23 protein-coding genes are annotated in these 23911 nt (G+C 69.1%); 11 read left to right on the top strand and 12 right to left on the bottom strand.

Going from position 1 to position 23911, the window contains the following annotated elements; all coding sequences use genetic code 11:
* Position 1: 1 nt before the first annotated feature.
* The 5 genes from rfbH to CFN78_RS07835 all read right to left on the bottom strand — a co-directional run bounded on the left by rfbH (position 2) and on the right by CFN78_RS07835 (position 5955).
* Positions 2–1402, bottom strand: a complete 1401-nt coding sequence (gene rfbH, locus CFN78_RS07855; RefSeq protein WP_094861913.1) for a lipopolysaccharide biosynthesis protein RfbH — start codon at positions 1400–1402, stop codon at positions 2–4.
* A 13-nt stretch (positions 1403–1415) separates the two neighbouring features.
* Positions 1416–2669 (bottom strand): nucleotide disphospho-sugar-binding domain-containing protein, encoded by a 1254-nt coding sequence (locus tag CFN78_RS07850; RefSeq protein ID WP_094861912.1) that lies wholly within the window; start codon positions 2667–2669, stop codon positions 1416–1418.
* A 78-nt stretch (positions 2670–2747) separates the two neighbouring features.
* Complete coding sequence (locus tag CFN78_RS07845) at positions 2748–3518, bottom strand: NAD-dependent epimerase/dehydratase family protein (RefSeq protein WP_094861911.1); 771 nt, start codon at positions 3516–3518, stop codon at positions 2748–2750.
* A complete protein-coding gene (locus CFN78_RS07840) occupies positions 3518–4519 on the bottom strand; it encodes a Gfo/Idh/MocA family protein (protein WP_094861910.1) in 1002 nt (333 codons plus the stop codon). The genes CFN78_RS07845 and CFN78_RS07840 overlap by 1 nt, the downstream gene beginning before the upstream one ends.
* The gene (locus CFN78_RS07835) at positions 4516–5955 is read right to left on the bottom strand and encodes an NDP-hexose 2,3-dehydratase family protein (RefSeq protein WP_094861909.1); all 1440 of its coding nucleotides are present in this window, start codon (positions 5953–5955) and stop codon (positions 4516–4518) included. Before CFN78_RS07835 ends, CFN78_RS07840 begins: the two co-directional genes overlap by 4 nt.
* A 797-nt stretch (positions 5956–6752) precedes the next feature.
* Between CFN78_RS07835 and CFN78_RS07830 the strand changes: the two genes are divergently transcribed.
* The 4 genes from CFN78_RS07830 (at position 6753) to CFN78_RS07815 (ending at position 10269) form a co-directional block, all read left to right on the top strand.
* Positions 6753–7370 carry a LuxR family transcriptional regulator gene (locus tag CFN78_RS07830; protein WP_094861908.1) on the top strand — a complete coding sequence of 206 codons (618 nt, stop codon included), beginning with the start codon at positions 6753–6755 and terminating at the stop codon, positions 7368–7370.
* A gap of 137 nt (positions 7371–7507) precedes the next feature.
* Positions 7508–8971, top strand: a complete 1464-nt coding sequence (locus CFN78_RS07825) for a glycosyltransferase (RefSeq protein ID WP_094861907.1) — start codon at positions 7508–7510, stop codon at positions 8969–8971.
* Positions 8968–10023: a DegT/DnrJ/EryC1/StrS family aminotransferase gene (locus tag CFN78_RS07820; RefSeq protein WP_094861906.1), complete on the top strand. Its 1056-nt coding sequence runs from the start codon at positions 8968–8970 to the stop codon at positions 10021–10023. Before CFN78_RS07825 ends, CFN78_RS07820 begins: the two co-directional genes overlap by 4 nt.
* Before the next feature lie 36 nt (positions 10024–10059).
* The gene (locus tag CFN78_RS07815) at positions 10060–10269 is read left to right on the top strand and encodes a ferredoxin (protein ID WP_094861905.1); all 210 of its coding nucleotides are present in this window, start codon (positions 10060–10062) and stop codon (positions 10267–10269) included.
* Between the two features lie 70 nt (positions 10270–10339).
* On the opposite strand, the gene CFN78_RS07810 is transcribed toward CFN78_RS07815, so the two are convergent.
* The 3 genes from CFN78_RS07810 to CFN78_RS07795 all read right to left on the bottom strand — a co-directional run bounded on the left by CFN78_RS07810 (position 10340) and on the right by CFN78_RS07795 (position 13837).
* Entirely contained in the window at positions 10340–11371 is a 1032-nt protein-coding gene (locus CFN78_RS07810; RefSeq protein ID WP_094861904.1) for a GDP-mannose 4,6-dehydratase, read from the bottom strand.
* On the bottom strand, positions 11368–12177 hold the full coding sequence (locus CFN78_RS07805; RefSeq protein WP_094861903.1) for a thioesterase II family protein: 810 nt from the start codon (positions 12175–12177) through the stop codon (positions 11368–11370). The genes CFN78_RS07810 and CFN78_RS07805 overlap by 4 nt, the downstream gene beginning before the upstream one ends.
* Positions 12178–12565: 388 nt before the next feature.
* Positions 12566–13837, bottom strand: a complete 1272-nt coding sequence (locus tag CFN78_RS07795; protein ID WP_094861901.1) for a PucR family transcriptional regulator — start codon at positions 13835–13837, stop codon at positions 12566–12568.
* A gap of 177 nt (positions 13838–14014) precedes the next feature.
* On the opposite strand from CFN78_RS07795, the gene CFN78_RS07790 reads away from it, so the two are divergent.
* The 6 genes from CFN78_RS07790 to CFN78_RS07765 all read left to right on the top strand — a co-directional run bounded on the left by CFN78_RS07790 (position 14015) and on the right by CFN78_RS07765 (position 19638).
* Entirely contained in the window at positions 14015–14815 is an 801-nt protein-coding gene (locus CFN78_RS07790; protein WP_094861900.1) for an ABC transporter ATP-binding protein, read from the top strand.
* Positions 14808–15530, top strand: a complete 723-nt coding sequence (locus CFN78_RS07785) for an ABC transporter ATP-binding protein (protein WP_094861985.1) — start codon at positions 14808–14810, stop codon at positions 15528–15530. The genes CFN78_RS07790 and CFN78_RS07785 overlap by 8 nt, the downstream gene beginning before the upstream one ends.
* A 29-nt stretch (positions 15531–15559) precedes the next feature.
* Complete coding sequence (locus CFN78_RS07780; RefSeq protein WP_094861899.1) at positions 15560–16438, top strand: branched-chain amino acid ABC transporter permease; 879 nt, start codon at positions 15560–15562, stop codon at positions 16436–16438.
* The gene (locus CFN78_RS07775; RefSeq protein ID WP_094861898.1) at positions 16435–17529 is read left to right on the top strand and encodes a branched-chain amino acid ABC transporter permease; all 1095 of its coding nucleotides are present in this window, start codon (positions 16435–16437) and stop codon (positions 17527–17529) included. Before CFN78_RS07780 ends, CFN78_RS07775 begins: the two co-directional genes overlap by 4 nt.
* Complete coding sequence (locus CFN78_RS07770) at positions 17526–18857, top strand: ABC transporter substrate-binding protein (protein ID WP_094861897.1); 1332 nt, start codon at positions 17526–17528, stop codon at positions 18855–18857. The genes CFN78_RS07775 and CFN78_RS07770 overlap by 4 nt, the downstream gene beginning before the upstream one ends.
* A 139-nt stretch (positions 18858–18996) precedes the next feature.
* Entirely contained in the window at positions 18997–19638 is a 642-nt protein-coding gene (locus tag CFN78_RS07765; protein WP_420807858.1) for a PadR family transcriptional regulator, read from the top strand.
* On the opposite strand, the gene CFN78_RS07760 is transcribed toward CFN78_RS07765, so the two are convergent.
* On the bottom strand, positions 19584–20426 hold the full coding sequence (locus CFN78_RS07760) for a class I SAM-dependent methyltransferase (RefSeq protein WP_240519326.1): 843 nt from the start codon (positions 20424–20426) through the stop codon (positions 19584–19586). The genes CFN78_RS07765 and CFN78_RS07760 overlap by 55 nt on opposite strands.
* Before the next feature lie 265 nt (positions 20427–20691).
* On the opposite strand from CFN78_RS07760, the gene CFN78_RS07755 reads away from it, so the two are divergent.
* Complete coding sequence (locus CFN78_RS07755; RefSeq protein ID WP_094861895.1) at positions 20692–21537, top strand: VOC family protein; 846 nt, start codon at positions 20692–20694, stop codon at positions 21535–21537.
* Positions 21538–21549: 12 nt separating this feature from the next.
* On the opposite strand, the gene CFN78_RS07750 is transcribed toward CFN78_RS07755, so the two are convergent.
* The 3 genes from CFN78_RS07750 to pyrH all read right to left on the bottom strand — a co-directional run bounded on the left by CFN78_RS07750 (position 21550) and on the right by pyrH (position 23893).
* Entirely contained in the window at positions 21550–22470 is a 921-nt protein-coding gene (locus CFN78_RS07750) for a phosphatidate cytidylyltransferase (protein ID WP_240519325.1), read from the bottom strand.
* 19 nt (positions 22471–22489) lie between these two features.
* Positions 22490–23047, bottom strand: coding sequence for a ribosome recycling factor (gene frr, locus CFN78_RS07745; protein ID WP_094861894.1), 558 nt, complete (start codon positions 23045–23047; stop codon positions 22490–22492).
* Between the two features lie 99 nt (positions 23048–23146).
* On the bottom strand, positions 23147–23893 hold the full coding sequence (pyrH, locus tag CFN78_RS07740) for a UMP kinase (protein ID WP_094861893.1): 747 nt from the start codon (positions 23891–23893) through the stop codon (positions 23147–23149).
* Between the last annotated feature and the right edge of the window lie 18 nt (positions 23894–23911).

The raw sequence follows: 23911 nt of genomic DNA, 5'->3' as shown, positions 1-23911 counted from the left end.
CTCAGGACGCTCCCGCCACGAACTCGCGGATGCTGGTCGCCATGTAGTCCACCATCTCGTCGGTGATTCCGGGGTAGACCCCGACCCAGAACGTTCGTTCGGTGACCACGTCGCTGTTGTCCAGCGTTTCCGAGATCCGGTACGGCTGGCGCAGGTACGCCGGGTGCCGGGTGAGGTTGCCCGCGAAGAGCAACCGGGTGCCGATCTTGCGATTCTCCAGAAAATGCACCAGTTCGGAACGGGCGAAGGGCGCGTCCGCCTCCACGGTGACCGCGAAGCCGAACCAGCTTGGGTCGCTGTTCGGGGTCGCGACCGGAAGCAGCAGGTGTGGCACGTCGTCCAGCGCCGCCCGCAACCGGTGCCAGTTGCGCCGGCGCGTCGCGCCGAACGAGTCCAGTTTGGCGAGCTGGCTCAACGCCAGCGACGCCTGGAGGTCGGTGCCCTTCAGGTTGTAGCCGACCTCGGAGAAGATGTACTTGTGGTCGTATCCCATGGGCAGCTCGCCCATCTGGTAGCCGAACCGCTTGCGGCAGGTGTCGTTCTCCCCCGGTTCGCACCAGCAGTCCCGGCCCCAGTCACGCAGGGACTCCACGATCCGCGCCAGCGCCAGGTTGGCGGTCAGCACGCACCCGCCCTCCCCCGTGGTTATGTGATGGGCCGGATAGAAGCTGACCGTGCTCAGGTCACCGAAACCGCCGGTGGTGGCGCCGTTGTAGGTGGAGCCGACTCCGTCGCAGTTGTCCTCCACGAAGTACAGGCCGTGCTGGTTCGCAATCTGGGCGATCTCCTCGGCCTGGAAGGGATTGCCCAGCGCGTGCGCGATCATGACCGCTCTGGTGCGTGGCCCGATCGCGGCCTCCACCCGTTCCGGTGTGGTGTTGTAGGTCCCCAGCTCGACATCGACGAACACCGGGACCAGGCCTAGCTGGACGATGGGGTTGACCGTGGTCGGAAACCCCGCGGCGACCGTGACGACCTCGTCGCCCGGGCGGAGCTGCTGGCCGTCCAGCGACGGCGAGCACAGGGCGGCGAGCGCCAACAGGTTCGCCGAGGACCCGGAGTTGGTCAGATGCGCCTTGCGCAGACCCAGCTTGCGCGCGAACTTCCGTTCGAACTGCCGCGACAGGACCCCGGCGGCGATGCGCATCTCCAACGCCGCCCCCACCAGCGCCACCCGGTCGTCGTCGTCCAACACCGCGCCGGAGGTCAGGATCGGCGTGACGCCCGGGCGAAACTCCCGCGCCGCGGCGGTGTCCTGCCCGAACTTCCGGGTCAACGCCATGATTGTCGACTTGATGTCCGGTTCGTCCACCGAAGCCGGGTCGGCTGCGCCCCCGCGCTGTCCCGCACCCGCGGTCTCCTGCACGCGCGGCTCCGACTGGAAGAAATTGGTCCCGCTCATCGACACCTCCTGATCATCGGCGGTAACGAGTGACCCGCTGTTCGAGTGCGGGGACGACCTCGTGCGGCGCGGGCTGGCACTCGATCTCCTTCTGGAAGGCCCCTGCGCCGGCGGCGAACCGCGGTTCGCCGAGCACTCGGGAGACCGCGTCGGCCAGCGCGTCGCCGGTGGCGGAGTCGGGCGGCACGACCAGCCCGGCACCCTGGTCGGCGATGTGCTCGGCCACCCGCTCCTCGCACCAGAGCGGCACCGGCGCGACCACCTGGGGGACACCGTGGACGCCCGCGGCGAGCGCCGTCCCGTCGCCGCCATGGTGGATGACCGCGGAACAGGAAGGCAGCACCTGGGTGAGCGGCACATACTCCACGACCCGGACGTTGGCCGGCGGTTCACCAGCGACGTCGTCCGCCGCCATGGTGACGACCAGCTCGATGTCCAGTTCGGACAGCCGGCCCACGATCTCGTTCCACGAACGGCCGCTCCGCTCGGACAACTGGCGACCGCGCCCCCCGACACCGAGCGAAAGGAGAACCCGCGGTCTGCTCGGTGGTTGACGTACCCAGTCCTCGACGTGACCGCCGCCGTTGAAGGGCACCCACCGCATCGGCAGCCGGTCGAACGAGGTCGGCGCGCGCCACCGGTCCGGTCGTGGGTCCACCGTCCACTGCCCGGTCATCAGCTCCGGCTCGAACTCCAGTCCCCGCCCCTCCAGCATCGGCGCGAACAACCAGTCCACCGTGCCCGCCACGGCCTCAGGGGTGGTCCGCGGATCGCGTTCCACGAAACGTTCCCACATCCAGCCGATGTTGTCCTGACCCCACAGCAACCGGGCGTGCGCGGCACCGCAGACCCTGGCGGCGACCGGCGCCGAGGCGAACAGCGGGTCCCACAGCACCAGGTCGGGCTCCCACTGCCGGCAGCACTCGATCAGCCCGTCCAGCGCCGGAACGGAGGCGCTGAGGGTGGCGATCACCCCGAGCCACTGGTCGTGCCACGGCTCACCAGGCACACACCGCAACGACAGACTGTTGATCAGCTCAGTCAGTTCCCTGACCTTGTCAGGGTCGGTGTTGAGCTGGCTCGCCCACCGCATCTCCTCGGTGTCACCGAAGGGAAGCGCGGTGAGCCCGGTGCGCGCGATCGTGTCGTTCATCTCCGGGTGCGCGGCGATCCGGACCTCGTGGCCCTGGTTCTGCAATGCCCAGGCGAGCGGCACAACCGGATAAAGGTGTGCCCTGTTGGGAAAGATCGAGAAGAGAACGCGCACGGGATCTCCTTCGCGTTCGGCCGCCTGGGGCGGGGTTGGCCGGGGCTGTGGGGCGTCGAGGCTGGTCCGGTGGTCTCGTCATCTCCTCGTGATGGTCCCCGTCACGCCGTGCGGGGAATCCACGTGGTCCAGCAGGCGCTCCAGGTAGGCCGGACCGAAGTCCAGCTCGGCGAACTCGGGCACCAACCGGCGCAACTTGGCGGTGTCCACCACTACCGGATCGAGATCCTGGGTGACATAACGACACTCCGGACTCGTCCCGAGCCGGCGGTACAGCGCGGCCAGTAGCTCCTCGATGCCGAGCGGAGCGCCGGTGGCGACGTTGACGACCTCGTCGGCCACTCCGATCGTGAGCAGTCGGTCCAGCACGAGCATCAGGTACCGCACGTCCAGCAGATCCCGCGCCGCACCCCGGAAGACCGTGACCAGACCGGAGCGGACCTGGCGGGCCAACGCGGGCAGCAGTTGGTCGAGTGGAGCGCCGGCGCCAACCACGTAACCAAGCCGCAGCACCAGGTAGCGCGCGCCGGACAGCGCGCAGACCCGTTCCAGGCCGAGCTTGTGCCGGCCGTAGGGCGTGCGAGGGAAAACCGGTCCCTCTTCGGATCCGGGGCACTCCCGGCCGGCGTACATTCCGGTGGAGGCGGTGGAGAAGAAGACCACCGTGCGGCCCTGTTCGCGACAGCGACGCAGCACCTGGTAGACCAGCTTGGCCTCCCGGTCGAAGGCCGCGCCCTCGGTGGAGCCGGCACTGGACACCCCCGCCGCGATGACGGTGACCTCGGGATGGCGGTCACCGAAGTACGGACGCAGATGACTCGCGAGGAAACCGGTTCCGACGATGTCCATCAGGCCGCGCCCGCCTCCCCCGGCAAGATCGTTGCCACCGCCCGAATCTCCTCGGCCAGCCGCGCTGTCTCCCGCGCCCCGCTGAGCCAGGGCCGTTCGGTCTCGGGCGCGTACCCCCCCAGCGCAGCGTCGACGAAGGAGTCGATCGAGCGTTCGAACTGGTGGACCGCGGGCATCATCAGCCGCTCGCTGTGGTCCTGCTCCTCGATGTCGAGGGGGCAGCGATGCGCGGGGGGCGGAGTGAAGGCGTGGTCCAGACACATCGCCGCGGAGCTGCCCCACAGCTGGTAGCGGGAGCGATAGGTGTGCTGGAAACCGAACTCCAGACTGGTCAGCACTCCGCGCGGGGTGGCCAGCAGCGCCTGGCCGCCGACATCCACGCCGAGTCGCCGATCCACCCGCAGCGCGGCGCCGAGCACCGAGAGTCCGTCGCCGAACAACGACCAGGCCAGTCGGATCGGGTAGACGCCGGCGTCAAGCAGCGCGCCGCCGCCCAGCGAGGCGGTGTAGCGGATGTCGGTCTCGGGAAGCGGCGGGAAGCCGAAGGACGCGGTGAGTGTCCGTAGCTCGCCGAACCGGCCCTCGGCCACCAACTCGCGCACTCGTTCGTGCTGGGGATGGTGCAGGAACGCGAAGTTCTCGCGCAGCACCAGGCGGCGCGTCACGGCCAGCTCGGTCAGGTTCTTGGCCTGGGTCGCGTCGCCGGTCAGCGGCTTCTCACACAGCACGTGCTTGCCCGCCTCCAGCGCCCGGCGAGTCCACTCGTCGTGCAACACGTTCGGCAGACATATGTAGACCGCGTCCACATCGGACCGTTCGATCACTTCGTCGTAACCTGCCGGCGTGCAGCCGAACTCGGTGGCGTACTCCGCGGCTCGCTCGGCCGAGCGACTGGCCACAGCGGCGATCCGCACCCGGTCGAGGCCCAGCATCACCGGCAGGGTCCGTCTGCGGGCGATCGCAGAACAACCGAGCACGCCGATCGACAGCCGACGGCTCATCGCAGCCCCCGCAGGCAGGCCACCAGCGTTCTGGCCTGGACATTGATGTAGTTGCTGTGCCCGAGCAGGCTGTTGAGCTGGTGCACGGTCAGCCAGTGGAAGTCCGGCCGCCCGTCGTCCGGGAAGTCGTCGGCCACTTCGATGATCCGGTAGCGGTTCCGCGCATGATGGAAGCGCCCGCCCTCCTCGGACAGTTCGGTGTCGAAGACGACGGAGCCGTCCCGGCCGTAGTCGAGCACGAAGTCCAGGAACGGGGGCCGGTCGCTCGGCGCGACCGCGGTGTAGTTGTCCGGCGTGCACTGGAGGGTCGGGGCGAGTTCGACGCTGCCAAGGTAGCCGGGCTCGGCACGGGCGTTGATCAACGCGTGCAGCACCCCACCCACCCGCTTGATCAGCAGCGCGATCTGACCCACACCGCACGGTTCGAGCAGCGGCTGGGTCCAGCTGCCGACCTCCCGGCTGTTTGCCCGCACCGACACCGCGACCACCCGGAAGAACTGGCGCCCGGCATGGTGGATCTCGTCGGCTGTGCGCTGCCAGTCCGTCACCTTGTCCAGCCCGATCAACTCGGTGCGCACCGTCTGCGCCGACTCGCAGGCGGTGATCCAGCTCATCGTCTCCACCTGCGTGTGCAGGCCACCGTGGGCTGGATCGCAGGACCGGGCCAGCGCCGTGCCGAGGCTGTCCTCGGCGAGGTCGGTCTGACTGACCTCGATACCGTCCGGCATGCAGGACAGCACCGTCCGGGCGTCCATGTTGAGCATGTTGTCCTCGCCCAGCAGCACGTTCAGCTGGCCGATCGTCATCCAGCAGAAGTCGTCCAGCGCCTCGACGTCCTCGTCCACCTCGACGATCATGTTGCGATTGCGCTTGCGGTAGAACCAGGCGCCCTGTTCGGACTGGAGCACGTCGGCGAGCACTCGGTGGTCGCCGAGTTCGCGGAAGTAGGACAGGTAGGGAACCGGCGCCCCCTCGTGGACCCGCAGGTAGTTGCTGCGGGTGGCCTGCACTGTCGGCGATACCTGCACGCCGTTGACGTTGCCCGGCTCGGACTTGGCCTGCATCAGGCAGTGCGGCACTCCGCCGAAGTCGCGAACCAGTATTCCGAGGATCCCGATCTCCGGCTGGTTGATGATCGGCTGAGTCCAGGTTGGGACCGGCCCGGAGTCGGAGTGGACCCGCAGACCCTGGATCCGGAAGAACTTCCCGCTGTCATGTCGCAGATCACCGGTGTCCTGGTCGAACCGCCAGGCGCGGAGCTCGTCGAACGGAACGCGGTCGACCTGGTGGAGCTGGGCGGCGCCGCGTTCGGTGATCCAGGCCCGGATGTCCTGCAGCGAATTCAACTCACTGTCCACGGTGCACGCGGAAATAGCCAGCCGTCGGCTCAGGGTGTCATCCGGCGTGCGCAGCACCGACTTTCCCACGGTGGTCATGGAGCCTCCTCTCGCCGCTCGGACAATTAGTAGCGGACAAGGTTCAGGAAATACCCCAGTCTGTGCGGCCGCTCGGCGCTCCTCTGAGCGGCCGGTCCGGCCGTCGAACAGCACTCCGTTCGGCCATCGGCCGGTCGTGCACGACGATCCGTAGCCGTCCGGCCGCGGACCGGCCAAGCCCATCATCACGTGAAGTCGTCCGTCCCGGGGCGAACGGGAAGGCGATGCCGGCGTCGGTCGGGGAGGAGCCGGCGCGAGCCCTGCGGCCGGGCGCCGAGTGCCGCTCAGACGAGCGCAATGACACCACAGAGGCACTAAATTCGCTCATACGAGCAGCAGGGGCGGGTTCGGCCGGTCCGACCGACCCGCCGCCGAGCGCCACAGATGCCCGCCGTAGGTGAATCGAGGAGGCGTTGAGGCCGAGGCCCCGGCACGACACGCTGGCCCTGGCGTGGCCCGACGCGGCGAGCCGGCCGATCGCCCAACCTCTGACGATCAATCGCGAAGAAAGGTTTGACCAGCGCATATTGCATGCCTACCGATTGCGGGCTGGGCGATTTCACCCAGCGCCGCGCAGACCCCCACCGCGGAACGGCCGAGCAGGGCAAGACCGAACAGATATGACCTGCGTCACTTGTCATGCCCACCTGTGCGCGCGACCCTGGAACGACAATCACGAGATTCAGGCGCTCATATGTGAACCATAGGTTGACAGTGGTCCGTGATCTTCATACCGTTGAGTGAAGTGATAATGATCACTATGTGTCGTGGTTCATTTTCGTCAACAGGAGTTCCGGATGCCGAATATTTCCACGCTAACGCCGACAAATCACTCGTTAATGGTGTCCTTGGACCGTTCTTTGCGAGTCACCGCGGCCAATCAGGAGATGTTCGAGTTGTTCTACGGACTCGACGACGATATCTGTGGCACCGCGCTCTGCGATCTCATCGATCCGAGCATCCGCACAAAGGTCCGCAGCCGGCTCGAGCGACTGCTCGAGGGGCAGCAGACGCGTTTCGACGAACGCGCGGTCGACCTGATCGCACCGGACGGCGCCGTCCCCGCCGACCTGATCGGCACCTCGGTGAGCAGGGGAACAAACCAGGTGGTCGGCGTCGTGGTCTTCGGTCACCTGCTGGACGAGACCACCCATGCGGCGAAACAGCGCGCGTCCCGTCGGCAGCTGTCCGAGATGGACGCCGCCATTCTGGAGCGCATCGCCGCGGGCACCTCGACCGTGCAGATGGCCGCGTCTCTGTTTCTGAGTCGGGGCGGGGTCGAATACCACATGACCGCATTGCTGCGAAAAATGCACGCGAAGAACCGGACCGCACTGATTTCCAAGGCCTACTCGCTCGGCTATTTCGAAGTCAGCTCCTGGCCGCCCCGAGTCGTCCCCGAACGAATCCAGTAAGTGGGCCATGATCGGCCGCGAATACCCGCTCATATGAGCATGCATCAGGTGATTCCGATGCTTGGTGAATCCCCAACCCAGAGCCCTCGACATCTGCAATTCGACTGAAATCCCCCTCAGCGACGGAGGCCACCGACATGCGACATCCCGGCACCGGTTCGGCAGAGCGCGGGCCCGTCCTGTTCGTCAGTCTGCCCGAGAGCGGGTTGCTCAACACAATGCTCGTGCTGGCCCGCGAACTGGCAAGCCGGGGAGTTCCCGACCTGTGGTTCGCGACCGACGACCACCGGCGCGCGGACATCGAGGCGATCGACCGGAGTAACCCGGTGCGGTTCGTCCCGCTCGGCGAGGTGGTGTCCGAGATGTCGGCGACCGGCTACGACGAGGAGACCTATCGCAAGGTCACCCAGCCCTCGCGGTTCAAGTCGCATCGAGCGGCCATCGAGCACACCTTCGATCCCAACCTCCAGGTCCCGAAGTACCGGGCCCTGTCCGCGGCGGTGGACCGGATCGAACCTGCGCTGCTGGTCATCGACGTGATCTGCACCTACGCCGTCGACCTGGCCATCACCCGCGGCATCCCGTACGTGCTGAGCAACCCGTTCCTGCCGAGCATGTGGCTCTCGGCGCACGTTCCCTTCGCCACCTCACACACCCCGTCGTCCTTCCCCACACCGCACACTGGTTTCTCCCAGCGGATGAGCCCGCGTCAGCGGATCGAGAACCGGCTGTTCCGCTGGCGCACGCTGGCGATCTTCCTCAGCCCTCGCATGTCCCGCGCACTGCGCGCGGAGGGCCAGATTCGCCGGCAGTTGGGGATCGACCCTCGAGCCCGGCGCTCCATGGCCAGGGTGAACCTCGCTGAGCTGGTCCTGTGCTACTCGCTGGCCGAGTTGGACTACCCGTTCCCGCTGCCGGCGAACCTGGCTTTGACCGGCGCGCTGACCCCGCCACTGCCCGAGGCCCCGGAAGATCGGGACGACCCGGACGGCGTCGCGTGCTGGTTGGACTCCCATGAGTCCGTGGTCTACATCGGACTGGGCACGCTGACCCGGCTGCGCGCCGACGAACTGGCCGCGGTGGTGGCCGCCGCACGACGTCTCAGCGGGCGGCATGCGGTGCTGTGGAAGCTGTCCGCCGAACAACAACGCCTGCTGCCTCCACGCGACGAGTGGCCGGACACCCTGCGGATCGAGGATTGGGTGCCGTCCCAGCTCGACGTCCTGGCTCACTCGAACGTCGTCGCGTTCGTCACCCACGCCGGCAGCAACGGCTTCCACGAAGGCATCTACTTCGGCACACCTCTGGTAATGCGCCCGCTCTGGGTGGACTGCTGGGACGAGGCTGTTCGCGGCGAGGATCTCGGCGTCGGAGTGACCCTGGACCACCCGCACACGGTGGATGCCGACGACCTGGTGGACAAGGTCACCCGGGTCACGTCCGACCCTGCCTATCGTCGCAGGGCCACCGAACTGGGCGTGGCCCAGCGCGCCGCGGGTGGGCGGGTCGCGGCGGCCGACCGGCTGCTCGCGTTGCCCGCCCTCACCGGCTCCGTCCGACCAGAGACGCCGGCCACGTCCCGTCCCCAGGAGTCCCGATGAGCTTTCGCTACCCGGTGTCTCGTCCCGCCCTGGAGGGCCGGGAGCTGGAATACGTCACCGATGCCGTCGAAGGTGGGTGGATCTCGTCGCAGGGCGGCTACGTGGCGCGCTTCGAGGAGGCGTTCGCCCGGCGCCATGGCCGTGCCCACGGCGTGGCGTGCTCCTCGGGCACCGCGGCGCTGACCTTGGCGCTGCGGGCGCTGGGGATCGGGCCGGGCGACGAGGTCATCGTGCCGGAGTTCACCATGATCGCCTCCGCGTGGGCGGTGACCTACGTCGGCGCGACCCCGGTGTTCGCCGACTGCACGGCGAACCTGACGGTCGATCCGGCCGCGGTCGAGGCGGCGATCACTCCGCGCACCAAGGCGATCATGCCGGTGCACGTCTACGGCCGGCGCTGCGACATGACGGTGCTGATGGAGCTGGCGCACGACTTCAACCTGCGCGTGGTGGAGGACTCCGCCGAGGCGCACGGGGTCGAGCCGGTCGGCGACATCGCCTGCTTCTCTCTCTATGCCAACAAGATCATCACCTCGGGTGAGGGCGGCGTGTGTGTCACCGACGACCGGCGGCTGGCAGACCAGATGACCCACCTACGTGGGATGGCGTTCTCCGCGGATCACTCGTTCCTGCACCGCAAGCTCGCCTACAACTTCCGGATGACCAACATGCAGGCCGCTGTCGCACTCGCGCAGGTCGAGCGGATGGACGAGATCCTGGCCGCCCGCCGGGAGATCGAGCGGACCTACGACGCCGCGCTCGCCGACCTGGCCGGGGTCACCCTGATGCCCACGCGGGACGTGCTGTGGATGTACGACCTGCTGACCGAGCGCCGCGACGAACTGCGGGCACACCTGACCGGGCACGGCATCGAGACCAGGGTGTTCTTCAAACCGATGAGCCGCCAGCCCGGCTACCTCGATCCGGTGTGGCCGACCCTGGCCGCGAACCGGTTCGCGGAGGTCGGCCTCTATCTGCCTACCTTCGTCGGCCTGACCAAGGAGGACGTGCACGAGATCGCCGGCCGGATCAAGGAGTTCTACGGCGCCTGAGCCGGCCCAGCCATCGACGACCCGTGGAGGACCACCATGCGTGTCACCGTCGACCCGACCCGCTGCGTCGGAGCCGGCCAGTGCGTGCTGACCAGTCCGGAGTTGTTCGACCAGGACGACGACGGCGTTGTCGTCCTGGTCGATCCGGACGGCACGACGGACGATCGAAGGTCGGCGACCCTGGCCGCCGACCTGTGCCCGTCGGGCGCGATCAGCCTCGCCGAGGACACGCCAGGGCCCGGTTGAGCCGTTCCGGCCCTTCGGGCGGGTCGCGCATCCCGCAGCGGCGGGACAACCCCCGGGCATCACACCCGGGTCACCAACTCCCCGCGGTCAGCACCCCGGCGTAGTCCCGCTCCCGCGCGGCCTGCTCGAGGTCGGACTCGACCATCATCCGCATCAGTTCCTCGAACCGCACCGTCGGCGTCCATCCGAGCACGTCGCGAGCCCGTGACCAGTCTGCGCACAGCGTCTCGACCTCAGCCGGACGGACCAGCACCGGGTCGATCTCAACGTGGTCGGCCCAGTTCAGCCCGACGCACTCGAAGGCGATACGCACGGCGTCGCGCACCGTGTGCATTCGCCCGGTGCCGATCACGAAGTCCATCGGCTCGTCGCACTGCAACATGAGGTGCATGGCCCGCACGTAGTCTCCGGCGAAACCCCAGTCCCGGACCGCGTCGAGGTTGCCAAGGCGAAGCTTGTCCTGCATCCCGAGCTTGATGTGGGCCACCGCCAGGGAGATCTTGCGGGTGACGAACTCAGCGCCGCGCCGGGGCGATTCGTGGTTGAACAGCATCCCCGAGACCCCGTACATCCCGTAGGACTCGCGGTAGTTGCACGTGATGTAGTGGCCGTAGGTCTTGGCCACGCCATAAGGGCTGCGCGGATAGAACACCGTGGTCTCGCACTGCGGGGTCGTGGTGACCTTGCCGAACATTTCCGAGGACGACGCCTGGTAAAAGCGGATCTGGTTGCCGAAGTCACGGCTCCCACGGCCGATTCCGCTCACCATGCGGATCGCCTCCAACATTCGCAGCACGCCGGACCCGTTGATCTCGGTGACCAACTCCGGCTGCTGCCAGGACATCGGGACGAAGGACACCGCGCCGAGGTTGTAGACCTCGTCGGGCTGCACCAGATCCACGGCCGACACCAGGCTCGCCTGGTCCATCAGATCACCCTCGACGAAGTTCAGTTCCGAGGCGAGCCTGCTGATCCGGAGCTTGCGCGGGTTGGCCTGGCCTCGGATCAGGCCCCACACTTGGTACCCCTCGGCGATCAGGTGTTCGGCCAGATATGAGCCGTCCTGCCCGGTGACCCCGGTGATCAGTGCGCGCTTGCTCATGACGTACCCCGAATCGCTGAGGGATCGTGGTTGGAGCCGAGCACCCAGGCCACGATGTGCGCCAACCACCGGTCGATGTCCTCGGCCACCTGGTCGGCCTGCTCGACGAGGAAGAAGTGGCCGCCCGGGTACACCTCGACGGTGCACTCGGCCGTGGTGTGACGACGCCACAACACCGCTTCGTCCACAGTGGTCAGTGGGTCCTGCCGTCCGATCAGGACGTGGATCGGACAATGAAGCGTGTCCCTTTCACCGGCCCGGTAGGACTCCGCCACCACGCAGTCCGCCCGCACCGAGGGCAGCAACAGCCTGAGCAGATTCTCGTCCAGCTGTCGCAGATCCGGCCCACCGAGCAGAGCCAGCTGACGCAGCAGACCTTCGTCGTCGTAGCGGTGCACGCTCTGTGGGGGCCGCAGCGACGGCGCGCGGTGCCCGGAGGCGAGCAGAGCGCGCGGCGCGGTCGGCGATTCGCGTCTCTCCAGTCGCCGCGCGGTCTCGAACGCGACGACCGCTCCCATACTGTGCCCGAAGAAGACCGTCGGCAACGGAGTCAGCGACCCCAGCGCGGCGACCACGTGTTCGGCGATCTCGCCGGCGTCTTCCAGACACGGTTCCCGGTAGCGGTCCTGCCTGCCGGGATACTGCAGGGCGATGACGTCGACGCTGGGCGCGAGCTGAGCCGAGAGCGGCCGGAAGAAGCTGGCCGACCCACCTGCGTGCACGAAACACACCAGTCTCGTCGTCGCCTCGGTGGTGGGGTGGTAGCGGCGTACCCAGTCTGCGGTCACGGTGTCAACGAGACTCACGGGGCTCGCCCTCCCTTTTTGTTCACCTGCGGCGACCAATGCCAGACAACCGTGTTCGGACTGTGCGATCCCCTAGACCGCCATCTCCGGCGAAGGCGACCGCGCCGCCTCATCACATTCGGTGATCTGGGAATCCTCGTGTTCGGCCATCCGCCACCGGCTGTGCGGATTGCGCGACGCCGCGCTCAGCTCGTCGGTCAGCGAAATGCGTCGCCCGCCATCCCGCCGCGGGGATCGAGTCCGTGTCGTCGGCGTGCGGTGCGGACTCTTGTGGACCGGGTGCTCGTTCCACGAGGGTTCCGGCAGCCGAAACCGCACCCTCACGGGCAGTACGGCCAGGACCTTTCCCATGCGGCCGATCGGCATCTGCGATCGCCGGTGCGCCTGGTCACGGCGCCGCGGGACGGTCGCCCTGTGGGCAACCGGGTCCCCGTGGCTGCGACACCTCCTGCCGCCGGGCCATCAGGCCGAGGGTGAGCAGCAGCCGGTCCCGGGGGTCACCGATCCGGCGGCCGGTCACCGACTCGATGCGCTGCATCCGGTAGATGACGGTGTTGCGGTGGCAGTACAGCCGCTCCGCCGCGTGAGTGGGTGATCCTCCGCTGTCGAGCATCGCGGCCAGTGTGTCGAGCATCGTCCGCTGCTCGGCCTCGGGCAGCGCCAGCAGTCCGCCGAACGCCGTGCGTTCCAGCCGCGGCAACAGGTGCGGGCTGCCGACCAGCAGGGCCTCGGGCAACCGGTCGTCGAGCGCCGCGATCCCGGGTGCGGACAGCGTGCGCGCCGCCGTCCTCGCCAGTGCGTAGGCGTCCCGGATCCCGGCGAGCGTGTGGATCACCGGGGAGGCCCCCACCTTGCCCGCGACAGCGGGAGCGAGCGCGTCGAGTACCGCGCCCGGTGTCCGATCGCCGAGCGCCACCAGGCCGACGATGTTCGCCGGACGTACGTGCCACGAGGAGACGATCCCTTGTGCGGCAAGGACATCACGCGGCGAGCGCAGGGGATCGTCCTGCGGGGTGTCCACCGGTGCCACCACGCACAGCATCGGCCCGCCGGGAGGCAGGCCCAGTGCCGCGGTCGCGTCCGCCGCCAGCACCGGATCGGAACCGCGACCGTCGAGCAGTGCGTTGAGGAAGGCGTGCCTGCGGCTGAGTTCCTGACTGCGCAGTTGCGACTCCTCCAGCCGGTACGCGTCGACCAGCGCCGCCGAACTGGAGTCGATCACCCGCCAGACGTAGCCCGCCGCGTCGAGCAGAGCGTGGTCGTAGCGCCCGCCGAAGTGCACCCGGGAGGCCGCGAGCAACCCCTGCCAGATCACCCGCCCGCCCAGCCGGTACGCCCGCAGCACCGCCTCCAGCGGAACACCCTGCCGGGCCCGCTGCCTGCCCGTCTCCCGGGACGTGTCCTGCGGATCCTCCCCCTCCGGCACCTCAGCGCCGAGCGACTGGATGCCGCGTTCCAGGTTGCCGCGCAGGCTCCGCCGGAGCTCCTCCGGCCCGGAGAGGCCGAGCTGCGCGTAGAAGGGTTCCCGGTGCAGCACCATGGCCATGAGCTGGTCGGCGAGCCCGTCCAGCCGCCCGAGCAGGTGCCTGCTCAGCGTGTGCAGGGCGTCCTTGACCGGCTCGGAGAGCTGCGGTCCACCCGCCCCCGCGGTCGCTGGCATGCGGCGACGATTGCACGGAGCGCAGTGTCCGGTCCACACAAACCGGGCGCTGAGCCCAGAAATCATCCGGAACTTTGGGCGCTGCGCCTATGGCCGGGATTGGGCGCCGCGCACCAGTCTTGAGGATCTCGACCGGCCGGAGCACACCGGCCCCCAACGGCGGGAGGCGAGACGACGATGCCGTCCACCCGGCCCGGTTCGCCACTGTTCGAGATCACCGGTGTCACGGTCCGCTTCGGCGGCCTGACCGCCGTCGACGACGTCTCCCTCACCGCGTTCCCGGCCGAGGTGCACGGCGTCATCGGGCCGAACGGAGCGGGCAAGACGACGCTGTTCAACGTCTGCTGCGGATTCGTCCGGCCGTCGTCAGGCCGGCTGAGCTGGCGCGGGGACGACGTCGGCGAGCTGCGACCGCACCGGCTGGCCGGCATGGGCATCGCCCGCACCCTGCAGAGCGTCGACCTCTTCCGCGGGCTGACGGTCGTCGAGAACGTGATGGTGGGCGCGGATCGCTTCCGCCGCAGCGGTTTCCTGTCCTCGCTGTTCGCGCTGCCACGCTCGGCGGCCGACGAACGGCGGCTGCGCGAGGCGGCGATGGCGGCGATGGCCGAGACCGGGGTGGCCGGGTACGCCGACCGGCTGCCCGGCAGCCTGCCGTACCCGGTGCAGAAGCGGGTGGCGCTGGCGAGAGCACTCGCCGCCGAACCGGACCTGCTGCTGCTCGACGAACCGGCCAGCGGTCTCGGTCACGACGAGATCCTCGAACTCGGCGAGTTCGTCCGGACGCTCACCACGCGCACCTCGGTCATCCTCGTCGACCACCACATGGACCTGGTGATGTCGGTCTGCGACCGGATCACCGTGCTCGACTTCGGCCGCACCGTCGCCGCGGGCAGCCCCGAGGAGGTCCGGGACACGCCCGCGGTGATCGACGCGTATCTGGGCGAGGAAGCCAGGCGGGGTGGCGGCGATGACTGAGCGTGCCGAACTCGAGGTCCGCGGGCTCACCGCCCGGTACGGCGCCGTCACCGCACTGGACGGGGTCGACATCATCGCCCGGCCCGGCAGCATCACCGCCGTCCTCGGCGCGAACGGGGCGGGCAAGACCACCTTGCTGCGCACCATTTCCGGGCTCGTCCCGGACGCGGAGGGCAGCGTGCTGCTCGGCGGCAGGGAACTCGGCCGGACCGCTGCGGAGACGATCGCGCGGGCCGGGATCGCGCACGTCCCCGAGGGACGGGGCGTCATCACCGAGCTCACCGTCGAGGAGAACCTGCGCCTCGGCGAACTGCTCGGCACGGCCCGCCGCGGTTTCCGGCACCGGCTCGACGAGGTCTACGACATGTTCCCGGCGCTGGCCGAACGCCGCCGCCGGGAGGCGAACTCCCTGTCCGGTGGCGAACGGCAGATGCTGGTGATCGGCCGCGCCCTGCTCACCGCGCCCGAGGTGCTGCTGCTGGACGAGCCGTCCCTCGGGCTGGCCCCGCGCATCGTCGCGCGGATCTTCGAACTGCTGCGCGAGCTGGTGGACACCCGCGGGCTGACCGTCCTGCTCGTCGAACAGAACGCGCGCAGTGCCCTCTCCATCGCCGACACCGGCTTCGTGCTCAACCTCGGCCGGGTGGTGGCGGCGGACGACGCCGCCTCGCTCGCGGCCGACGACGAACTCCGGCACGCCTACCTCGGCTTCTAGCCCGCACACCAGGGAGGACACGGCAGACGATGCAACAGTTCCTGAACGTCACCCTCAGCGGCCTCAGCCAGGGCGCGATCTACGCCGCGTTCGCCCTGGCGCTGGTACTGATCTGGCGGGCCACCCGGATCATCAACTTCGCGCAGGGCGCGATGGCCATGTTCACCACCTACATCGCGCTCGCCCTGATCCAGGGCGGCCAGTCGTACTGGGTCGGGTTCGCCGCGGCGCTGATCGGCGGGCTGCTGCTCGGCGCGGTGATCGAACGGCTGGTGATCCGGCCGGTGGAGGGCGGGCCGGAACTCAACGCCGTGATCGTGACCCTCGGGCTCTTCGTTGCACTGCAGGCGCTGGCCGCGATCCTGTTCGGCGGTTCGTTCGAATCCTTCCCGGCGCCGTTCGGGCTGCGCGGCTTCACCATCGGCGAGGTCAACATCGCCGTCACCCCGTTCAGCCTGTTCGTGATCGGCTCGGTGCTGGTGGTGATGCTCGCCCTCGTCGCGCTGTTCCGCTTCACCGACATCGGCCTGCGGATGCGGGCGTCCGCGTTCAACCAGGAGGTCTCCCGGCTGCTCGGGGTGCGGGTCGGCCGGATGCTCACGCTCGGCTGGGCGCTCGCCGCGATGGTCGGCTCGCTCGCCGGACTGCTCATCGCGGGCGGCAACCTGGTGTTCCCCGCCTACATGGACGCGGTCATCGTCTACGGCTTCGTCGCTGCGGTACTCGGCGGGCTGGAGAGCCCGGTCGGCGCGGTGGTCGGCGGGCTGATCATCGGCCTCGCGCTCTCGTACGTCAGCGGGTACCTCGGCGGCGAACTGGTCACCCTGGCCGCATTGGCCATCCTGGTGGCGGTGCTGCTGGTGCGACCGCGCGGACTGTTCGGCCCGGCCGCGGCGAGGCGGGTATGAGGGCCCCGGCCGCACTGCGGCGGCTGCTGCCCGCGTCCGTGCTCGGCCGGAACCTGCTGGTGCTGCTCGGCGGGCTGGTCGCCGTCGTGCTGGTGCTGGAACTGACCAGCCCGTTCCGCAACTCGCAGCTCGCCACCATGTCGTACTACGCGATCGCCGCGACCGGGCTCACCGTGCTCACCGGGCTGAACGGGCAGATCTCGCTCGGCCACGGCGCACTGATGGCGATCGGCGCCTACACGACCGGCCTGCTGCTGGAGGCCGGGGTCCCGTTCCCGCCCGCGATGCTGGCGGCCACCGCGGTCACGGCCGTGGCCGGCGTGGTCGTCGGTGCCGCGGCGGCCCGGTTGCACGGTCCATACCTGGCGGGCGCCACGCTCGCGCTGGCCGTCGGTGTGCCCGGGCTCGCGCTCTACTTCGACGGCCTGCTGGGCGGCGAACAGGGCCTGCCCATCGAGTCGCCGCAACCTCCCGGCTGGTTCGCCGACGGCATCTACTTCCTGTCCGCCAACGACGTCGGCAGCGCGAAGTACCTCGCCTACATCGGCTGGGGGACCCTGCTGCTCGTCATGCTGCTGCTGTCGAACCTGATCGCGGGCCGGTACGGGCGGATCTGGCGGGCGGTGCGCGACCACGAGGTGGCCGCCGAACTGGCCGGAGTGCGACTGGGCCGGATGCGGATCCTCGCCTTCGTGGTGAGCGCGGCGTGCGCGGGCCTCGGCGGATCGGTGCTGGGCATGGTGGTGCGGCTGGCCGCGCCGAGCGGGTTCACCATCGTGCTGTCGCTGTCGCTGCTCACGGCCGTCGTGGTCGGTGGTCTCGGCAGCCTCGGCGGGGCGCTGCTCGGCAGCGCGCTGCTGGTGTTCCTGCCACCCGCCGTCACCGGCCTCGGCACCGAGGCGGGGCTGTCCGGCGTGCAGTCCGCGCAGCTCGCCCCGCTGGTCTACGGCGTGGTGCTGGTGGTCGTGATGCTCCTCGCCCCCGGTGGCGCCATGGGAATCGCCCGAAGGATCTGGCGGGGGCGGCCACGCCGTCAACCGCGGCCGGAGTCCGAGCACGTCGATGCGAGCGAGTCAGGAGGACGAGAATGAGCGAGCGAAGCAAACGACGTCAGGGGTACCTCGGTGTGCTGGCGGCCGTCGTGGTGCTGGTGGCCGCCTCGTGCGGAGCGGGCGGACGGCCGGAGGGCGACCAGGGCCAGGCACCCTCGCCGGGGGTGACCGCGGAGTCGGTGAAGGTCGGCGGGCACTTCCCGCTGACCGGTGTCGCGGCGCCGGGTTACAGCGAGATCCCCACCGGCGCGAAGGCGTACTTCGACTACGTCAACGCCAACGGCGGGGTGAACGGCCGCACGATCGACTACGTGTTCAAGGACGACGCCTACAACCCCACCAACACCAGCCAGGTCGTCAACGAACTCGTGCTGCAGGACGAGGTCTTCGCGATGGTCGGCGGTCTCGGCACGGCGACACACAGCGCGGTACTCGACTCGCTGAACAGCCAGGGCGTGCCGGACCTTTTCGTCTCCTCCGGATCTCTGCTGTGGGACCAGCCGCAGAAGAACCGGCAGACGTTCGGCTGGCAGCCCGACTACGAGGTCGAGGGCAAGATCATCGGTCAGTACGTCCAGCAGAACTTCCCGGGCGCCAAGGTCGGTCTTTTCGCCCAGGACGACGATTTCGGCGAGGACGGCGAGAAGGGCGTGCGGACCTACATCGACAAGCAGATCGTGGCGGTCGAGCGGTACGTCCCGGGCAACACCGACGTCGCCCCGCAGATCTCCGCCCTGCAGGCCTCCGGTGCCGACCTGGTCATCGGCTTCAACGTGCCCTCGTACACCGCGCTCAGCCAGCTCACCTCACTGCGGCTGAACTACGACCCGCAGTGGATCTACAGCAATGTCGGCTCGGATCCCGCACTCGTGGGTTCGCTGCTGAGCCAGTTCTCCAAGGGGCAGGTCAACGACGCGAGCCTGCTCGACTCCGCCATCACCACCGAGTACCTGCCGGGCGTGGACGAGGTGGACAACCCGTGGACCCGGTTGTGGCAGCAGGTGTGGGAGGCGCACGGGGACGGTGCCGGGCTGACCAATTTCCGCATCTACGGGATGTCCCAGGCGTACACGTTCGTCCAGGCTCTGCAGGCGGCGGGACCGGAGCCCACCCGCGAGGGCATGGTCCAGGCGCTGGAGAAGGTGGGTGGGCAGTTCGCCGGGCCGGGGATGGCACCGTTCCGCTACTCGGCCGAATCGCATGCCGGGATCGCCGGAGTCAAGGTCGTCCGGTTGCGGGGCGTCACGGCCGAGGACCTGACCCCGGTGCTGGTCACCGACAACGGCGACGCCCCCATCACCGAGAAGCCGGGCGAGCACGCGCCACCGCCGCCGAACGGCATCCCGCAGGTGCCCCCGGCGGGCTGATCCGGCAGCGGCAGATCGAGGCGGGCCCCGATCCCTATCGGTGGGGCCCGCCTCGGTCTGCGGAGAACGAGACTTGCCGTGCGACCGTTTGCGATATATCGTGAACGTATCGGAAACGATCGCGAAAGGACGGCAAGAGATGAGACCACCATTCATCGACGACGAACACCCCCACGGCCCCGGCCGCCGAGGCAGGGGCCCGCACGGCGAGCACCCGTTCGGCCCGGGACACCGCGAACGCCACGGATTCGGCGGGATGCCCCCCGGCTGGGGACCCCCCGGGCCACGTGGACGCAGACACGGCGGACCGGGCGGACGCCGGCGTGGCGACGTACGTGCCGCGATGCTCGCCCTGCTCGCCGAGAAACCCCGGCACGGCTACGAGATCATCAGCGAGATCAGTGAGCGCAGCGGCGGCTTCTGGCGACCCAGCCCCGGCTCGGTGTACCCGACCCTGCAACTGCTCGCCGACGAGGGACTCGTGCGCAGCAGCGAGGAGAGCGGCAAGAAGCTGTTCGAACTCACCGACGCGGGCAGGACGGCCGCCGCCGACCGGCCCGGGCCTCCCCCGTGGGAACAGGCCGCCGGCGACGCCGATCCCGCCGAAGTGGACCTGCGGACGGCGGGCGCCACACTGATGGCCGCCGCGGTGCAGGTCTCGCAGGCCGGCAGCGCCAAGCAGAAAGCCAGGGCGGTGGACGTGCTCAACGACGCCCGCCGCCGGATCTACGGGATTCTCGGCGAGGTGCCCGAACCCGGCGACACCGCCGACCGCGACTGAGCTCGTGCGGGCACCAGGCCCGCGGGCTTGTCCCGGGAGAGCACCCGGTACGTCACCGGGAACTCCACCCCGCGGTCGCCGGGCGCGCGCGCTCGCACCGTCTCCGCGAGCGCGCGTTCGGCTACCCGGGCGCTGAACTCGATACGCAGCACGGATTCCAGCGCCGCCGCACTGGCGAATCGCCAGCGTGTCACCACCCGCTCGCAGCGGAAGCCCTGGCGCGCGAAGAACGAATCCACCTCCGCAGGGTCGTAGTCCGGGAGGTCGGCGCGCATCCAGCGTCCGTACGGATCGGCGGTCACGTCCAGGTCGACGACGGCGAGCGTGCCGCCCGGCCGCAGTACCCGTTCCACCTCGGCGAGTCCCGGTTCACATCCGGGCCCGAAGAAGTACGCGGTACGGGCGTGCACGAGATCGACCTCGGCGTCCGGCAGCGGAATCCGCTGGGCGGCACCGTGGCGCACCCGGACCCCCGGCAGGCCCGCCACCCGGGCCCGAGCGGCGGCGACCAGCGGCGGGTGTGGCTCGACCCCGGTCACCGAGCGGGCGGCACCGGCGAAGCGGGACAGGTGGAAGCCGTCGCCACAGCCCAGGTCCAGCACGTCCCGGCCGGTCCAGTCGCAGCGGGAACGCAGCACCCGCCAGATCTCCCCGTCGACGTCCTGCGCCTCGTTCTCACACTCGTAGACATCCCGGTGGTACCAGATGTTCGGGCTGGGCAGGACATCGACGGGCCGGCGGCGCCACCGCGAGGGGAGATGATCGGCCACCCTGCCGAGACTTTTCACGTCCCCGAGTCTAGGCCCGGTCCTGCGAACGGCATGGTCGCGCTGTTCGCGCCGAGGCGGTGGCCGGCGGCGTTGGCGGAAAGCCCGAGCACGAATTCCATCGACCGAGAATCGCCGGACAGGGACCAGGGCGCGCGGGACCGTCTCCCGAATTGTCGGAAAGGTTCCACTTCAGAATCGGGCTTTCGTTGCAAGCCGGACATCGACACGGTCTTGGTCGTGGAATCGTCGTAAGATCACGGCGAACCGATAGGGGGAGATCATCATGTCGGTCGCCGAGGCAGCCGGTGAACCCGTGATGTCCGCGGGAACACCGTGCTGGATCGAACTCGCCGCCACCGACGAGGCGAGCGCCGCGCGTTTCTACACCGAACTGTTCGGCTGGAACTTCACCTTCCGGCCGGACCCCGCGACACCGAGCGGCCAGTACGCGATCGCTTCCCGGAGCGGTATCTCCACCGCCGGGCTCTACCAGGTCGGCGCGGGCAGGCCCCCCGGCTGGATCCCGCACCTCGCCGTGCCGAACACCGTCACCGCCGCCGAGTGGGTCGCGCATCTCGGCGGGCGCAACACCGTCGGCCCGGTGGACCTGCCCGGCCGCGGCAGCATCCTGCACTCCCTGGACCCCACCGGCGCCCCGGTGGTCTTCTGGCGGCCGACCGACTCCTGGGAGTTCGCCTCCGGGGCGACGTGGACGTTCGCGGGCGCCGACCTGAACACGCACGACGGGCGGGCCGCCGACCAGTTCTACTGCCGGCTGTTCAACTTCACGAGTCAGCAGATAGGCGACTACCAGACCATCGACTACGCGGAATGGCGGCTGGAGCACCGCTCGATGCTGTACCGCTACGTGATGGGCCCCGAGTACCGGCCCGACACTCCGCCGCACTGGATGGTCTACTTCGCCGTCGACCCCGCCCGAGGTGCCGACGGTGTGGCCGGGCACGCGCTGATGCTGGGCGGGACCGTACTGACGCAGCCGTTCGACACGCCCTTCGGCCGCACGGCGATCCTGGCCGACCCCGGTGGCGCGGTGTTCTCCATCATCGATCACTCGCGGGCCATCGAGGGCACCGGCCAGGCCGAGGTGGACGACCCGTACGTCGACTGAGAACCCGGCGGCTCAGCCCGGCAGGAACGCCGAGAGCAGCAGCCAGGACACCACGGCCGAGGGCAGCAGCGAATCGAGCCGGTCCATCAGCCCGCCGTGCCCGGGCAACAGGTCGCCCATGTCCTTGATGCCGAGGTCGCGCTTGATCAGCGACTCCACCAGGTCGCCCAGAGTGGCCGTCAGCACGATCGCGGCGCCGAAGATCATCCCCTGCCAGGCCTGGCCGTCGAGCAGCAGGCTGAGGGTGAGCGCACCGGCGACGATCCCGGCGACCATCGACCCGGCGAAGCCCTCCCAGGACTTCTTCGGACTGATCTTCGGGGCCATCGGGTGCTTTCCGCGCAGCACGCCCGCCGCGTAACCCCCGGTATCGGACGCGACGACGCCGATCATGAACGCCAGCACCCTGCCCACCCCGTCGGCGGGGACGACGAGCATCGCGGCGAAGGCACCGAACAGCGGGATGTAGGCGACCGCGAACACCGAGGCACCGGCGTCACGCAGGTAACCGTCCGCTCCACCGCGCAGTCGCCACAGCATGCAGGCGAGCACGGTCAGCACGAACGCCGTCAGCGCGCCCTCCCTGCCGAACGGCCAGGAGAGCCAGATGATCGCCTGACCACCGACCAGCACCGGCACCAGGGCGATCCGGATGCCCGCCGCCGAACGCGCGGCCCTGGCCAGCTCGATCGTCCCCACCGCCATGGCGACGGCGACGATGCCGATGAACAGGTGGCGCACGGTGAACAGGGCGGTCAGGATCGCGGCACCGAGCAGCACCCCGACAGCGATCGCGGCCGGGAGGTTCCGCCCGGCCCTGGAACCGGACTTGGGTGTGGGCGTCTGCGCGTCCGGCGAGGACGCGGGCGACGCGGCGGCCCCGTCCGGAGCGGTAGCGGGCGACTCAGCCGTGCCCTCGGTTTCCTCGCTCACACGCGCTCCCACCACCGGCTCAGACCTCGAGCAGTTCGGTCTCTTTGTTCTTGACCAGCTCTTCGACCTGGGTCACGTAGCTGTCGGTGAGGTTCTGCAGTTCCTTCTCCGCGCGAGCCACATCGTCCTCGCCCGCCTCGCCGTCCTTCTGGATGCGGTCGAGTTCTTCCTTGGCCTTGCGGCGCACGGAGCGGATGGAGACCTTCGCGTCCTCGCCCTTGCTCTTGGCGACCTTCACCATCTCCTTGCGCCGCTCCTCGGTGAGCTGCGGGATGACGATGCGCACGATCTGGCCGTCGTTGCTGGGGTTGACGCCCAGGTCCGACTCGCGGATCGCCTTCTCGATGGCACCCAGTTGCGTCTGGTCGTACGGCTTGATGACCGCCATCCGCGCTTCCGGAATGTTGACGCTGGCGAGCTGGTTCAGCGGGGTCATGGCGCCGTAGTACTCGACGACGATGCGGGAGAACATCGACGGCGTCGCACGGCCGGTCCGTACCGAGGTCAGGTCGTCCTTGGCGACCGACACCGCTTTCTCCATCTTTTCCTCGGCATCGAGGAGGGTCTCGTCGATCACGGCTACTCCTTGCTCGTGTAACGCCGTCGTGCTGCGGTCTGGTGTGACGCTGTCACGTGCGTACGGCTGCGTGTGTTACGGGTAACAATCCCAGCAGGTCTACCCGGAGTGCCCACCGGCGGGGGTGCTCACCCGGGTGCCGATCCTCTCACCACTCACCGCACGGGCGATGTTCCCCTCGGTGAGGAGGTTGAACACGAGGATGGGCATGTTGTTGTCCATGCAGAGGCTGAACGCGGTGGTGTCGGCGACCTTCAGATCGCGCTCGAGTACCTCGCGGTGGGTGATCTGGTCGAACATCTTCGCGTTCGGCTCGACGCGCGGGTCGGCGTCGTAGACCCCGTCCACCGCCTTGGCCATGAGCACGGCCTCGCAACTGATCTCCAGTGCCCGCTGCGCCGCGGCCGTGTCGGTGGAGAAGTACGGCATCCCGACCCCGGCGGCGAAGATGACCACCCGCCCTTTCTCCAGGTGCCGCTCGGCGCGGCGCGGGATGTACGGCTCGGCGACCTGGCCCATGGTGATGGCGCTCTGCACGCGGGTGGGGACGTTCTCCTTCTCCAGGAAGTCCTGCAGCGCCAAGCAGTTCATCACGGTGCCGAGCATCGCCATGTAGTCGGCGCGGTCCCGGTCCATGCCACGCTGCGAGAGTTCCGCGCCACGGAAGTAGTTGCCGCCACCGATGACGACGGCGATCTGCACCCCGGTGCGGACGACGTCGGCGATCTGCTGCGCGACGGAATGCACGACATCGGGATCCACGCCGACGGCACCGCCGCCGAACATCTCACCGCCGAGTTTCAACAGCACTCGCTTGTAGCCGCCGCCGAGCCCATCCGCGCTCATGCCGCCTCCTCGTGTCCC

Origin of the sequence: Amycolatopsis antarctica, assembly GCF_002262875.1 — a bacterium.
GTDB lineage: Bacteria > Actinomycetota > Actinomycetes > Mycobacteriales > Pseudonocardiaceae > Amycolatopsis > Amycolatopsis antarctica.
The sequence above is the reverse complement of the archived record's forward strand: the minus strand, read 5'-3'. Positions and strand labels throughout refer to the sequence as shown.